The 14,037-nt window shown below is 42.3% G+C and carries 13 protein-coding genes; 9 read left to right on the top strand and 4 right to left on the bottom strand.

The genetic code is table 11. The annotated features are described in order from the left end of the window. The first annotated feature begins 31 nt into the window (after positions 1–31). The 3 genes from BM101_RS01390 to BM101_RS01380 all read left to right on the top strand — a co-directional run bounded on the left by BM101_RS01390 (position 32) and on the right by BM101_RS01380 (position 3,722). Positions 32–1,522, top strand: coding sequence for a metallophosphoesterase family protein (locus tag BM101_RS01390; RefSeq protein WP_087030301.1), 1,491 nt, complete (start codon positions 32–34; stop codon positions 1,520–1,522). Between the two features lie 266 nt (positions 1,523–1,788). Then, the gene (locus BM101_RS01385) at positions 1,789–2,712 is read left to right on the top strand and encodes a metallophosphoesterase (RefSeq protein WP_087030303.1); all 924 of its coding nucleotides are present in this window, start codon (positions 1,789–1,791) and stop codon (positions 2,710–2,712) included. A gap of 311 nt (positions 2,713–3,023) precedes the next feature. Next, on the top strand, positions 3,024–3,722 hold the full coding sequence (locus tag BM101_RS01380; protein WP_087030306.1) for a DNA/RNA non-specific endonuclease: 699 nt from the start codon (positions 3,024–3,026) through the stop codon (positions 3,720–3,722). A gap of 131 nt (positions 3,723–3,853) precedes the next feature. Here the strand turns inward: BM101_RS01380 and BM101_RS01375 are convergent, their stop codons facing one another. Further along, entirely contained in the window at positions 3,854–4,300 is a 447-nt protein-coding gene (locus BM101_RS01375) for a VanZ family protein (protein ID WP_177194319.1), read from the bottom strand. A 174-nt stretch (positions 4,301–4,474) separates the two neighbouring features. Here BM101_RS01375 and BM101_RS01370 point away from each other — a divergent pair, with 174 nt between their 5' ends. Beyond that, positions 4,475–4,729 carry a DUF6718 family protein gene (locus tag BM101_RS01370; protein ID WP_087030311.1) on the top strand — a complete coding sequence of 85 codons (255 nt, stop codon included), beginning with the start codon at positions 4,475–4,477 and terminating at the stop codon, positions 4,727–4,729. A 111-nt stretch (positions 4,730–4,840) separates the two neighbouring features. On the opposite strand, the gene BM101_RS01365 is transcribed toward BM101_RS01370, so the two are convergent. Then, complete coding sequence (locus BM101_RS01365) at positions 4,841–6,070, bottom strand: OFA family MFS transporter (protein ID WP_087030314.1); 1,230 nt, start codon at positions 6,068–6,070, stop codon at positions 4,841–4,843. A gap of 384 nt (positions 6,071–6,454) precedes the next feature. Here BM101_RS01365 and BM101_RS01360 point away from each other — a divergent pair, with 384 nt between their 5' ends. From BM101_RS01360 to BM101_RS01345, 4 genes are all read left to right on the top strand, one after another. After that, positions 6,455–6,955: a GNAT family N-acetyltransferase gene (locus BM101_RS01360; protein WP_087030317.1), complete on the top strand. Its 501-nt coding sequence runs from the start codon at positions 6,455–6,457 to the stop codon at positions 6,953–6,955. A 186-nt stretch (positions 6,956–7,141) separates the two neighbouring features. Further along, positions 7,142–7,342, top strand: coding sequence for a cold-shock protein (locus BM101_RS01355; protein ID WP_087030320.1), 201 nt, complete (start codon positions 7,142–7,144; stop codon positions 7,340–7,342). A gap of 736 nt (positions 7,343–8,078) precedes the next feature. Beyond that, positions 8,079–9,551 (top strand): MFS transporter, encoded by a 1,473-nt coding sequence (locus BM101_RS01350; protein WP_087030323.1) that lies wholly within the window; start codon positions 8,079–8,081, stop codon positions 9,549–9,551. A 15-nt stretch (positions 9,552–9,566) separates the two neighbouring features. Further along, positions 9,567–10,421 (top strand): creatininase family protein, encoded by an 855-nt coding sequence (locus BM101_RS01345; protein ID WP_087030326.1) that lies wholly within the window; start codon positions 9,567–9,569, stop codon positions 10,419–10,421. A 443-nt stretch (positions 10,422–10,864) separates the two neighbouring features. Here BM101_RS01345 and BM101_RS01340 read toward each other — a convergent pair whose 3' ends face one another. Both BM101_RS01340 and mgtE read right to left on the bottom strand, forming a co-directional pair. Continuing rightward, positions 10,865–12,142, bottom strand: coding sequence for an NRAMP family divalent metal transporter (locus BM101_RS01340; protein WP_087030328.1), 1,278 nt, complete (start codon positions 12,140–12,142; stop codon positions 10,865–10,867). Between the two features lie 315 nt (positions 12,143–12,457). Beyond that, positions 12,458–13,795: a magnesium transporter gene (gene mgtE / locus BM101_RS01330; protein ID WP_087030334.1), complete on the bottom strand. Its 1,338-nt coding sequence runs from the start codon at positions 13,793–13,795 to the stop codon at positions 12,458–12,460. 174 nt (positions 13,796–13,969) lie between these two features. On the opposite strand from mgtE, the gene BM101_RS14525 reads away from it, so the two are divergent. After that, the coding region (locus BM101_RS14525) for a helix-turn-helix domain-containing protein (protein WP_409373488.1) at positions 13,970–14,037 on the top strand (68 nt) is incomplete at its 3' end.

Here is a 14,037-nt window from a genome sequence, read left to right as displayed (position 1 = left end):
GAAAATAGGGGGAAAGGAAGGGGGCCTGATTATGAAGATGAAGAAAATCAGCAATTGGATATTAGTTATTTTGTCACTTTTCCTCCTGACAGGGGTCGGTGCATTTGTCTACAATGCCGCAAATGCTTACAAAATCAGCAACGATTTTATAAGCGTACCTCTCCAGTTCAATCCGGATGATGCATCTTCGGCCTATAAAACAGAGAATGCCCAAATCACCGTTTATGGCGGTTTTGTAAAAGGGCTCCAAAAGGGGAGCGACGGTACGCAGAGTATTGTCATCAGGGCCTTGTCCCCGCTTCCGAAAATAATAGTCAAGGGAGATGCAGCAACTACCGTTTCATTGCTGATTGAAAATGTTAACCCCGATTTTTATGCGGCAAGCATGACAGCCAGCAGCCTGACCATGACAAAGAAGACGGTCAATAGCCTGCAGGTAAGCATAGCTGTCGGAGACAAGGAAACCATCAGCATGGAACCGGTACAGCCAAGCAGCAACGACAGTACAGGGAAATATAAATACATCATCCTCGGCGACAATCGAGATGGCTACGACACCTTTGGACAGATCATCCAGCAGGTAAATGGTGTAAATCCTGTATTTGTCATTGACAATGGCGACCTTGTCTTCAGCGGAAAAACGAACCAATACAGGCTTTTTGACCAAATGGTATCCAAAATTTCCGTACCTTTGTTTACCACGCTCGGGAATCACGATATTCGTGGCAATGGACGAAGCACCTATACAATGCTTTATGGCCCGGCCTATTATTCTTTTGATTTTTCGGACAGCCATTTTGTCTTTCTGGATTCTTCCCCCGGCTGGTCTGAAAAGCGGGCGATTTCGGATGAACAATACATCTGGCTGGAAAATGATTTGAAAAAGGCGCAGGGGAAACGGATCTTTGTCATCACCCATATACCGCCGAAAGACCCGAGAAGCGGTGTCACCATCAATCAGATTCCCAATTATCTGAACGAAGTGAGGAGCGGACAAAATTGGGTGGAACAGAAGTTGAATGATTACAATATGAGCAAGAACATGGATCATGGTTTCCAGGATCCGCAGGAAGCGGCTAAGTTTGAAACGCTCATGAGTACTTACCACGTAGATACGGTCTACCTCTCCCACATTCACAGCTATTTTGAATACACGAAGGATGGCGTACGCTATCTGATCAGCGGCGGTGCAGGGGCAGAACTTTTGACGGAAAACAGCTACTATCATTATATGATCGCCAAAATGGACGATGGGAATACAACCACAATGGTGGAATTGCCATCACCAGCAAACAACTATATTACAAGGTATGCTGCAACAGCACAGCTTTTCGCGGATGCCATGTATAAAGAAAATCCGGTTGCGGTCGTCTTTGTCGTCACTGGTTTCGGATTGCTTATTCTTGCATTGGTCATTAACATCTACTTATGGAAAAAACAATCGCTGGATACGTTTGGGAAATGGCTGTGGGATACCGGCAAATATGCAGTGAAACGGTTCAAGGAATTGTTCCATAAATGAACAACTCTACAGGTGCGGAATGCTCCTGTTTTCACTCTAGAACGGAAAGGCAAAGCAACAGGATATGTCTGGCTTTTGGTTTTTCAGAGGCCTATAATAATGATATGTAGTTGAGGATCTGCTGTTTGTAAAACAGTCTTTCAGCGGATTTCATTGCAAATTTATTTTTTGCGCACTTAAGAAGGGCTTTATCCAACGCGATAGAGAATTGCCGAAGAATCAGAATAATATACTGTAATGAGTTCCAATAGGATGAGGTGAGGAATATGCGAACGGAACAACTATTGACGGAGGCATATAAGAATGCCAGAGTGGAGTACTTTGACGAGAATTCCAATTATGTTTTTTTCAGCGACTGCCACAGAGGCGACGGGAGTCTGTCCGACGAATTTACCAGGAATCAGAATATTTATTTGCATGCCATGGAATATTATTACCAGAACGGTTTCGTTTACGTGGAGAACGGTGATGGCGATGAACTTTGGGAACATGCCGATTTCAAACACATAAAAAATGCGCACGTCGAAGTGTTCGAGATCATCAAACGTTTTTTTGACGAAAATCGGCTGATCATGATCTACGGAAACCACAATATCTATTTGAAAAACCAGGAATATGTGGAAAAAAACTACTACCGGAATTATGACGAGTACCATGAGGTTTTCTATGATTTCCTTCCGGGCCTCAAACCGATCGAGGCGTTGGTCTTGAAAAATGAGAAAACCGGTCAGGACATCTTCATCGTGCATGGGATGCAGGGGGATTTTCCGAACGATCAGATTTGGTTCCTGACCATGCTTTCGCTGAAGTATTTCTGGCGGTACCTTCATGCATTTGGCGTCCAGAGCCCAACAAGCCCCGTGAAAAACATCAACAAACGGCACAAAATCGAGAAGAATTACACAAAATGGATAAAAAAACACAAGGTAATGCTCATCTGCGGACATACGCACAGGTTCAAATATCCGAAAACGAAGGATCTTCCCTATTTCAATTCGGGCTGCTGCATCTATCCTACCAGCATCACCGCCATCGAAATAACGGGTGGCAACATTCAGCTGGTCCGCTGGAAAATAAGAGTCAATCCGGACGGTCTGCTTTATATAAAAAGGGAAATCATGAGAGGGCCTAACCCTATAGAAAAGTTTGACTTGCGAGATAAAGAATCTGACGAAAAACCAGTCCTCTAAACGTTACACGCGCTGAGCATGCTTTGGGAAATAAACCGGCTATGCGGTAATATAGTGGGGAATGAAATAGTTTTTTTCAAGAGAAATGAGAAAGGGGCTCGGACTTTTTGTCCCAGCCTCCTTTTTTGCATGCTCCCGGCATTGTTGACATCAGGTATCTCTTTTTCATATGTATCTTCGATAATGGCGGAATCAAAGGGCGTTTGCCCTCTTTGCGGCGGGCTGATACAATAACAATAGAATGAGGTCTGGCGGCAAGGTTCCTTGTCGACTGGGAAAAATAAATAATTCAAGAAGAAAGGTGGCATAGAATGGCGAAAAGACGAAGAAAGAACAAGCAGGCTATATTGCGCAACCTACTGCTTTTCCTGTTTCTTGGCATCATGCTATGGAATAACTGGTCCGATGGAGGCGATCCATTCAGGAGTTCAGAAGACACACAAGCAACAACCGAGATAATGACGGCTGATGCTGTCCCGACCTATACAGGTGCAGATGAAATCAAAATAAATGGGGGAAAAAGCACCTTCAGCGATTCGGAACTGGTTTATGAAGGCAACGGATGGGTGACATATGGGGATTTGGATGAATTGAACCGTGTGACGACCATGGATGCGATGGTGACCCCCGAAATGTACCAAACAGGAACCGATGCGGTCAGCAGTGTCCTGCCGACAGGATGGTCAAAGAGCAACCAAAACGAATCGAATCCGAAGCAACTGAATCGTGGACATCTGTTGGCCGATGTTCTGGGCGGTAGCGGAGCGGACTGGCGTAACTTGGTAACTCTTTACCGGAATGCCAATTATCCGACCATGTATTTTGCGGCAGAGGAGATCGTAAGTGAAGCTATTCAATCCGGCACCGTCGTACGCTATCGCGTGACGCCGATTTTCAAAGGCGAGGAATTGATGTGCAAGGGGTTGCATATCATGGCGAAAAGCGTAACCGACAATTCGGTTGATATAAATGTCTATGTGTTCAATGAGCCGAAGGATGACCTTCAGTAGGGTGCAAATGAAAAGAAGGGTGCGTGACATAATCAGAAATATCAGGCCCCTTCTTTTTTTATTGGAGACAAATAGCGGATGAGATGAATTCCGTTTGTCGCCTGCTGCAGAAAGGCAAGAGCCTTTTCCTGTCAGACGGCTTGTTTTGTGCGCCATTTGCTGATTTGCCCATGGAGCAAAATTCCCACTAACCCACCGGAAGTGTCGATAAGCACGTCGGTGAAAGCCGGGCCTCTACCGGGTATGAAAGACTGATGGAATTCATCCGAAGCGGCATAGAGGAACACAAACAGGACGGTTGTGATCAACAACTTTTTCCTGGAAGGTTGCCTTTCACGGTAGTACCTGAGAAAGAGAATGCCCAGAATCAAGTACTCTGTGAAATGCCCAGCTTTGCGTACAAAAAAACTAAGGTTGCTTTGCCCCGTTGCGGCCGAATCGAGCCCCAACCTTTTTAGGATTTCAAGCACGATACCGCTAGTTTGGGAAGAGTCCTGCCCGTTTTGCTGCGAAAATAAGAAGATGCAGCCCATCCAGAGGATCAGGAACAGAAGTTTCCGGTTATATTTCAATGTCATTGTGCACAAATCCTTTATTTTGATATTTCTCATTAGTATATCCTATCTGAGTATGATTGTGCAAAGAGCCTATCGAAATAGTTCTTTTTTATCATTTCTTTTTTTTCTGGCTATTCTCAATTGTGATAACCTTCTTATTAATCTTTTTGTTATAATGGAGCATGAGGTGAAACCATGAAATACATTGTAGCAAAAACATTTAAGAAGAACGGAAGCGTAGCAATCTCACTCGATCAAATCCCTTCACTTTTTGAATATTCTGATTTTTTGGAAGAGAAATTCAGAAGGAAAATAGAAGTGCTCATCCTTAGCGGGGAAACCTTTGAGGCTTTACAGGAATCCTGGCCGGAATACGGGCCGATATCGTTAGCGACGAATACAGCAACGTTTGAGATGGAAATAGAAGAGAAGTTGAAGAGGAAAGGCTGAGCAATCAACTTTTATCGACTCAATAACACATTCTTCAAATAACATAAAAAAGATGGCAAGGGAAAATTACTCCCGTTGCCATCTTTTTTGTTTGTTGTCTACGTATGCTGATTATTCAATTTCGGTTTTGCCAGGTTTCACCAAAACAAAACTGATGATCAAGGCGACTGTATAAAGTGCGAGTATGACGTACAGAACATCATTGTAAGATTGTGTCCTCGAAAGAATGAAGGCACTAAGTTGGTTACCGGAAAGTCCGGCAAATGCCCAAGCAGACAATGCCAAGCCATGAATGGCACTGATCGTTTTCATGCCAAATCTGTCGGATAATAGTGCCGGAAGATTGGAGAAACCACCACCATAACCGGCATTGATTACGCATAACAGAGCAATAACAAGCGGTGCTATGGCATTATTGATGCCGTTGGCCAAAATTGTGATGCCGGTGACGGCGATACAGAAAATAAAGATAGTCTTGTAGATACTGTTTCTATCCTTCAACCGATCTGCAAACGCCGAAAGACCGAGGCGTCCGAAGGCGTTAAAGAGCGCCGTCGTAGAGCTGATGATTGCAATCGCTTCAAATCCGATGAAGTGTAAAATATCTTTTTCCTGTGAAATAAGTGCCAGGCCACAGGTAATGTTGATGAAAAACATCAACCAAATACCAATGAAGGTTTTGTTTTTGAAAATAGCAAGAGGACTAGCGCCTTTGGTTTTGGTGCCTTGTTCTACCCAACCTTCTGGTTTCTTAAGAAGTAGATGGCCAACAATCATCATTACGAAATAGGCGATTGCCAAAATATAAAACAATTTATAAATTTTCGTGGGATCAACAAGGGTGCCATCGGCTTTCGTTGCCCCTAAAAGCGCTTCTATTATCGGGCTTGCAATAACTTTTGCCAATCCAAAACCGGCTATGGCAATACCGGTTGCTAAGCCCTTTTGTTCATTGAACCATAACATCAGTGTTTTAACAGGTGACAAGTAGCCGATACCGCAACCGATGCCCATTAGGATCCCGTAGCTTAAAAATATTCCCAACAGCGATTTTTGCTGGACGAAGAAACCTGTTCCTGCCATTCCGCCAGCGAAACAAACGGCCGCAATGAGCGAAGATTTATGAACGTCCTTCTCGACAATCTTACCGGCAAACGCTGCTGACATGCCAAGAAAGAATATTGCGATACTGAATGCCCATTCAACCTCGCCGTTGCTTCTTCCGATATAATTCGCTATGTTCCCTTTTAATAAGGACCAGCAGTAAACGGTTCCAATACTGCAGTGGATAAATAATGCGGGTATCGCCGCGCGCATCCATTTGTTCTCAATTGTTCTCATAATGGTTCATCTCCCATAACGTAATAATTACATATATGAATAAACATACAGATATTATACTACTCTTTTTTATATAAAAAGCAAGATTTAGACGGAAATAATGTATGCGCTTTAATCGTTGCAGGGAAGCGTTTTGTTGATGTGTCGGAATCACGGGGACCTCAGATTGGCTTGGATGAAAAAATGAAATGTTTATTGATATTTATCGGGAAAAATTATGAATTACCTATCGTTGACAATAATCGGACAAGGAAGCCCCTGACTTCAGTCATGGGGAGTTGTCAGGTATAATAAAAATAGTGGAACGTGAAATTCAGTAAGATAGTTTTGACACCTTGGAGAAAAAGAGCAAATAGATAATGTGAGAATGGATGTGCAGAAGCTGTGGACGTAAATGTAAGACAAGCATCTCTGGAAGATCTGGATGATGTCGTAAGGATAGAGAAAATCTGCTTCCCCAGATCGGAAGCGGCCACGCGTGAATCCTTTGAGGGCAGGCTAAAAGCTTTTCCGGAAAGTTTCTTCGTTGCCGAACTGGACGGGAAAATGCTAGGCTTCATCAACGGAAGCGTGATAGAAGGGGAAATCATACGCGATGAATTCTACAGTGATATATCTTTCCACAATCCAGCAGGCGACTACCAAAGTGTCTTCGGATTGGATGTGCTCCCCGAATACAGGGGAAAGGGCATCGCGGCAACGTTGATGCAGGGAATGATCGAAGCGGCAAGGAAGGCAGGGCGAAAAGGTGTGACATTATGCTGTAAGGAAAAGAAAATCTCTTATTATGAAAAATTCGGATTTGTTGCTATCGGTAAATCTGACTCGCAGCATGGAAATGCGGTCTGGTACGATATGGTCCTTCCGTTGATCAACAATGATTAAACGAAAGCCTATCACAACACCGATAAAATATTTTAATGGGATTAGGCTTGCTTATTCCATTTATGCATGATACAATGAATTTAACATTTTGTTAGGTATGAAAAAAGAATTGTTTAAAAACATTCCGGTTCGTAACGTTAGCAACAATGTATGATATGTGCGAAACGCACGAGGAGGAATTTAATTATGGAAAAAGGTACAGTTAAATGGTTTAATGCAGATAAAGGTTTTGGTTTCATCGAACGCGAAAACGGAGACGATGTATTCGTACATTTCTCAGCTATCCAATCTGAAGGATTCAAATCTTTAGAAGAAGGACAAGCAGTAACTTTCGACGTTGAAGAAGGTAACCGTGGACCTCAAGCAACAAACGTTAACAAAGCTTAATTTTAAAAACTAAATTTAAACTTATAAGAACTTAACTTTCGGGTTAGGTTCTTTTTTTTCCATTTTTCAAAATATAAACATACCTGAATTATTTGTAACCGCCATTTTTGTATTGAAATTTAGAGCGTTTTTGTGTGAAGTTGTCATTGAGAGAACCCCTTTCTAGGGTTGTTGGTCGTACATTAACCATAACAGAAAGGGGTTCTTTGGGTGTGAACTGGAAATATAAAATATATTGGCAGACTAACGTTTTAAGGCATTTTCTGAAAATATATGAATAATTCAGGATATAGGAAGACGGATTTGTCAATACCGGATGCGATAAAAAAACTCATCAAAGAGTTTCCGCGTGGAAATCAGATCATCCCCAAGAAGGGTAAAACCTTTTAGGGACGCCATTACCCAAGTGGAAATGATAGCGTTCACAAAACGTTAACAGTAAAAATATTGTAATCGGTTTCACTAGATGGTATTATTTCCTTAGTTCTTATAACTAAGTTTTATTTTTTATGTTGCTATTTATTTTAAATATAACGAAGTTTCATAATGTGATAATAAATAGATATTTGCTGTTATAAGTTCTAAATTTTATAATACGGAGGGGGCTTTTATGTCAAAAAATACTTCAACGGTTCTGGAGGGACCGCAACACAACAATGCCAAGCTGTGGCAAAGCGTGTTATTCACTTTGAATAATTCATCAAAAAATATTTTATAGAGAAAAGAGGAAGAAATTATGGCAGAAGAAAAAGTTGTTAAGCAGCAAAATCTAGCAAACGATCTGAAAAGTAAGCTAACCCTGAAGCATAGATTAGCTTATGGGGCCGGAGATGCCGGTGGGGTTGTTACCCTTGTCTTGATCCAAACATTTATGAACCGATATGTCACAAATGTATTAGGAGTATCATTTGCGACTCTATCTGTACTATTGCTCGTTTGGAATATTTGGGATATGGTCAATGACCCAATGATGGGTACTTTTATGGACAAGTCCTTCTCTAAGGCCCATGGCAAAAAAGATAAGTTCCGTCCTTGGATGTTACGGTCCATTCCTTTAATTGTTGTTGGTCTTATTGCATTCTTCTCTGTACCATCAATGTTTGAAGGAACCATGCGTTTAGTGGCTATTTTTCTATTAAAAGTTATTTACGAATTAGGTTACACCATGATGAATATTGCCATGGGATCAGTTCTTGGGGTTATGGCCTTAAATGATAAAGAGAGAACTACTTTATCTTCGGCCCGTGGTATGGGATCAACACTCGGTGGTTTGATCGGTTCAATGGTTATACCAATCATACTTGCACGTTTAGGTGAAAATACAACAGGGTATATGGTTGCAGGTATCTTTGCAGCGGTATTAGGTGGTTTACTTATCTTCTTCCACTATTGGGGAACGGAAGAACGGAATGTTACAGCAAAACTTGCCGCAGAAGAGCAAGCAGAACCAACAAAATTCACAGATATTTTTGTTACATTAGCTAAAAATAAATCTTTCTTGTCACTTTGCTTACACTCAATTGTAATTGTATTTGGTCAAAATTTATTCAATGCAACTCTTCCTTATATTTACGGCGATGTATTTGGTGATCTTGGCTTAATGGCATACGCTTCTGCGATCGGTATGGGGTTACCAGTAATACTATTGCTTATCTCTCCGTATTTGGTAACCTTATTTGGATCTACTGTTAAGTTAATCCGTACTTATTTATTACTAAGTATTGTTGTCTTTGTTGGTTTATACGTTTGGAAATTAGTTGGTGATTTACCACCATTCTTCTACATGCTTTTTGCCAGCTTAGGTATTGCCTTCATGATGATGTCCGTTCAAATTCAATGGGGTCTTGTTTCAGAATCTATTGACTACAACGAATACATCACAGGAAAACGTTCAGAAGGTTCAATCTATGGTAACTTCTCACTAACAAGACGTGTCGGACAAATGTTAGCTCAATCACTTGTTGTCTTGATGATTGGTTGGATTGGTTATAGCCAACAGGCCGCTCAAACAGGACAAGTACAATCAGCTCGAACGGTTGAAGGGCTAGTTCTAATGAATCTTATTGGCCCAGCAATTTGTGCGTTATTATCATGGGCTTCATTCAAATTTATTTGGAATATTACTGATGAAACACGTGAAGACATGATAGCAGCTCGTCAAGCAAGACTGGATGAATTTGCTAAGACACATGATGAACCGCAAGTTTAATAGAGAGGTGCACTAATGAAATTAAGAAGTCACTTATTAAATGTTTTAATCAATGACGAAGTGGAGGCTTACTTAAAGGAGAACGATGTCATCATCGTTCCTTTTGGCCCAACCGAACTGCATGGTGGGCTACCCTTAGATTGCGAAACAATATTGGCTGAGGGGATTGCCTTATTGATGGCAGAAAGGACAAACTCACTTGTCCTTCCGCATGTGCCTTATATTTATTCAGGGGCAACGGCTTCAGGTAAGGGAACAATCCAATTGACCGTCAGGGAAAGTGCTGATATGTTGCAAGGTCTTGCACATTCCTTATTGCGATCAGGCTTCAAAAAGCAAATTTATATCAGTCTGCACGGCCCAGCCCATATTTCCATTAACCCGGTTGTTCGTGATTTCTTTGATGAAACAGGAGTAGCTATTCTCTATATTGACGGCGTGATAACGGCCCAGAAATCTGGGGCCTTTTCAAATCCGAAAGATATGATGCTAAATTTAGATAAGATGATTCTTGGGGCATACAAATTACGCAATCGTCTGGATGATATATTGCTAACCTCTGATTATGCGGAACCAGTTACCCAGACCCCATCGGTTTTTGGCAACCTGAGTGCCCAAGCTTTTCAATCTGGAGCAACAGGTTATTATTTCAAGGAACATTCAGACCATATGGCAACCTCTGCTATACCTGATATTGAAACGCGGGACCGCATGGCAGAAGAGGGCCTAGCACTACTCAATAAGATGGCAGATACAATTGATTTTCCAACGTTACTTAAGGAAATGGCGATTCAAGAAAATTATCTTGAAGATGTTTACAAACGTTACCCCCACGTGCCAGCTGCCTACAAGCGACACAAAAATATTTAATCAGTGATATGCTCCCTCTATATAGGACAATGAATTATTTCAAGTCTTATATAGGGGGTTTTTGTTATGTCCAAACGATCTATGAAATTATCAGTTGAGGACAGAATCACTACTGTCGAGCAATACCTGAGAAATGAAATCGGCATATCAAGGGCAGCACATGTTGCTGGTGTATTTCAAGAGACAATCCGCAGTTGAGTTAGACTTTATGAGAACGGGGGTCCATCGGCCCTTTTACCGGCCAAGAATAACAAGCACTACTCCAAGGTGCAGAAGTTGTCAGCCGTCACGTTTTGTACTTCGCTCATAAAACGTGTGGGGAGCCAAGCGTAAGCACGGCAGGTTTATATACGCAAAAAATTGCCCCCACATTACTGGGAGCAGTCTGTATAACTGTTTAAATATTTTACTGTCCTATTGACGGAAGGCACACCACGAGTCTTTCAGCCTTTTAATAAGTAGCGTATCAAAAGGAAGCCGATGATGGACATGACCAAGGTTGCAACGCCGCCGACGATATTTCCCATCAAGCGATTGGTATATTTCCCCATAACCTTTTTATTGTTCCCGATAAAGAGAATCAGCAACATCAGCGGGGGGGCCATCAAACCGTTGATGGCTGCAGAATAATACAAAGCCCTCATTGGATCAATGCCAATGAAATTGATCGTCAATCCAATCAGTGTCGCAATGGTGATCACTCCGTAAAAACCGTGCGCTTCTTTTAACTTTTTCCCAAGACCTGTCTCCCAGCCGATAAATTCGGAAACAGCGTAGGATGATGCTCCCGCCAACACCGGTACGCCAAGGAGCCCTGTGCCGATGATTCCCAGTGCAAACAACCAATAGGCGAAGTCCCCTGCCAATGGACGAAGGGCTTGGGCGGCTTCTGTTGCGGTACTGATGGTGGTTATGCCCGAGGCGTGAAGGGTACCGGCAGTCGTGAGCACGATCATGAAGGCGGACACTGTCGTGAAAATCATGCCGAAAACAGTATCAACTTTCATGTTTTTTACATCTTTGTCGTTGATGGAGGGTTTTCCCATGCCGATCCCTTTTATTTTGTGTTCCACGATCTCCTTTTCAATCTCTTCATCCGCTTGCCAAAAAAACAGATAGGGGGAGATGGTGGTTCCTAAAAATGCCACCAGATTGAGTATATACCCTTCGGAAAAATCAAAGGCCGGGATAAAGGTATTTTTCAGAATCATAATCCAATCCTGATGCACCATGAAAGCGGTAATATAGTAGGAGAATAGGGATAGCGTCAACACCAGCAGGAATTTCGAATAGTACTTGTAGTCCAAAAAAATTTCAAGAATCAACGTAAGGGCGGTCATAAAAAGAATCCAAAAAATGAAAGGCATACCGAGAACCATCTGGGCCACGGCGGCCATTGCACCTAAATCTGCGCCGATATTGATGGTGTTAGCGATGAACAACAGGGAAATGGCCGTATAGCTGACACCTTTTGGATAGTTCTCTTTCAGGATTCCGGTCAAGCCTTTTCCTGTCACCATTCCAATCCGCCCGCACATTTCCTGAATCGCAATAGCGAAGAGGCAGGAAATGGGGGTAAGCCATAATTGTTGAAATCCAAACATGGCACCGGTTTGCGAATAGGTGACAATGCCGGAAGGATCATCATCTGAAGCTCCAGTGATGATGCCCGGACCGAATTTTTTGAAATATTTTTTTAATTTTGAGAGGAATTTAGCCATGTCACTCACTCTTCCTTTTCGGGATCTTCATTTTCCTCATGCTGCATGCTTGAATTTTGTTAGGGAAAATAGTGATAATGAGGGGCATCCGATTTTTCTTGCGAGGCAATGGGATTGGCTGCTGATGGATTCTTTTGTGGATAAAGATGTTTTTGACGTAACTGATCCATGTTTTGTTTCCTTATCCTAATCATAACGATTCCCTGCATAACTGGCAAGAATGTGCATCATTTATAGGCCGCAAAAAAGCTGATGAGTCTCTGGTTAAATTTTCAGAAATCATCAGCTGATAGTGGCTGCAACGCTTGATTGAATTTACAGTAACAAGGGTAAAAACAGTTTAGCCAGCCCCAAAAAAATGAAGAAACCGCCGACATCTGTTGTCGTTGTCAGGAAAATGGATGAAGAGATGGCGGGATCCAAATTCATCTTTGATAAAATCAACGGAATCAAAAAACCGAAAAAGCCGGCTATGATAAGGTTGCCGATCATAGCCACTAAGATTATGATCCCCAGATAGATATTGTCGTATTTAATAAATAAGATGAGTCCCGTTATGAATCCGGTAGCCAAACCATTGATTAGTCCTAAGGCAACTTCGTTGATCACGAATTTCCAGTCTTTTTTTATGCTGATTTCACCCAAAGCGATGCTTCTGATGACGACGGATAGTGTTTGTGAGCCGGCATTACCGCCCATGCCGGCGACAATCGGCATTGCTGCTGCGAGGGCTACGACTTGAACGATGACATCCTCAAAGAGGCTGACTGTAAAAGAAGCCAGGAAAGCCGTCATCAGATTAATGAACAACCAAGGCAGCCTTCTCTGAACAGACATACTTATGCTATTTCCGACTTTTTCATCTTTGCTTACCCCTGACAGCATCAACAGGTCTTCTGTGTGTTCTTCAACGATGACGTCGATGACGTCATCGATAGTGATGATGCCTAGGATCGCGTTTTTTCGGTTTACGACGGGCAGCACTTTTAAATCATATTTAGAAACGATGAGAGAAACCTCTTCTTGGTCTGTTTCCGGATGAACACTGAGGACGTTTTCGTCCATGATTTCTTCAAGCTTCGTGTCTTCGGATGCAATCAAGATATCGCGTAAATCCGCTTTACCGACAAGTTCAGTGTGCTGATCGACAACAAAAATCGTTTCGATTATTTCAGTTCTGGGACCAATGCGCCGGATTTCCTGCAAGGCATCCTTCATATTCAGGGTATTCTTCAAAGCGATATACTGTGTGGTCATGATACCGCCGGCAGTTTCGGGCCCATATCCCAATAACATCTGAATATCTTTGGAATCACTGATTCTCATCCGTTTCAGCAGTTCTTTACGTTGGCTGATATCAAGGATGCCAAGTATGTCTGCAATATCGTCGGATGACATATAGGAAAAGGCGGTGACAATTTTTGAGGAATCGAGCAATCCGAGCAGCTTTTGTTGCAGCTCTTCGTCAGATTCTTCAATAATGGAAGCTATTTCTTTTGCAGTAAGCAAAGCGGTGAATTGTGTCAGCTCATCATCTTCGAATTCAGATAATGCTGCGGCAATATCGATGGGATAGCTGTCTTCTAAAATGATTGATAATTGTTGCCGATCGCGATCGGCGATGATATTCAGCAGCGATTCTTTCAAGTTCATAATCATACCCCCTGATTCTAAATGAAGTTTAGGTAGGCGTAACAGATAATTGAATAAGTGCTGCCGCACTCTCGTGACTTCAGTCATGAGTTAGGCAGCACGGTCTTTTTCCTTGCTTTGTCTTTGGCAAACACCTGTTCGGAGGCGTATAATGAAGCCAAAGAGGTGAGTATCATGCTGAAAGCCTATCAGTTCCGTTTGTACCCCAATCGGGAACAGAAAATCTATTTCGCCAATTGTTT

The sequence above is a fragment of the Trichococcus palustris genome, assembly GCF_900114465.1.
In the GTDB taxonomy this organism is placed as follows: domain Bacteria; phylum Bacillota; class Bacilli; order Lactobacillales; family Aerococcaceae; genus Trichococcus; species Trichococcus palustris.
The sequence above is the reverse complement of the archived record's forward strand: the minus strand, read 5'-3'. Positions and strand labels throughout refer to the sequence as shown.

Bases quoted from the DNA above. Each gene is read 5' to 3' on its own strand.
- BM101_RS01390 (WP_087030301.1), top strand. From the start codon at position 32: ATGAAGATGAAGAAAATCAGCAATTGGATATTAGTTATTTTGTCACTT.
- BM101_RS01385 (WP_087030303.1), top strand. From the start codon at position 1,789: ATGCGAACGGAACAACTATTGACGGAGGCATATAAGAATGCCAGAGTG.
- BM101_RS01380 (WP_087030306.1), top strand. From the start codon at position 3,024: ATGGCGAAAAGACGAAGAAAGAACAAGCAGGCTATATTGCGCAACCTA.
- BM101_RS01375 (WP_177194319.1), bottom strand. From the start codon at position 4,300: ATGACATTGAAATATAACCGGAAACTTCTGTTCCTGATCCTCTGGATG.
- BM101_RS01370 (WP_087030311.1), top strand. From the start codon at position 4,475: ATGAAATACATTGTAGCAAAAACATTTAAGAAGAACGGAAGCGTAGCA.
- BM101_RS01365 (WP_087030314.1), bottom strand. From the start codon at position 6,070: ATGAGAACAATTGAGAACAAATGGATGCGCGCGGCGATACCCGCATTA.
- BM101_RS01355 (WP_087030320.1), top strand. From the start codon at position 7,142: ATGGAAAAAGGTACAGTTAAATGGTTTAATGCAGATAAAGGTTTTGGT.
- BM101_RS01350 (WP_087030323.1), top strand. From the start codon at position 8,079: ATGGCAGAAGAAAAAGTTGTTAAGCAGCAAAATCTAGCAAACGATCTG.
- BM101_RS01345 (WP_087030326.1), top strand. From the start codon at position 9,567: ATGAAATTAAGAAGTCACTTATTAAATGTTTTAATCAATGACGAAGTG.
- BM101_RS01340 (WP_087030328.1), bottom strand. From the start codon at position 12,142: ATGGCTAAATTCCTCTCAAAATTAAAAAAATATTTCAAAAAATTCGGT.
- mgtE (WP_087030334.1), bottom strand. From the start codon at position 13,795: ATGAACTTGAAAGAATCGCTGCTGAATATCATCGCCGATCGCGATCGG.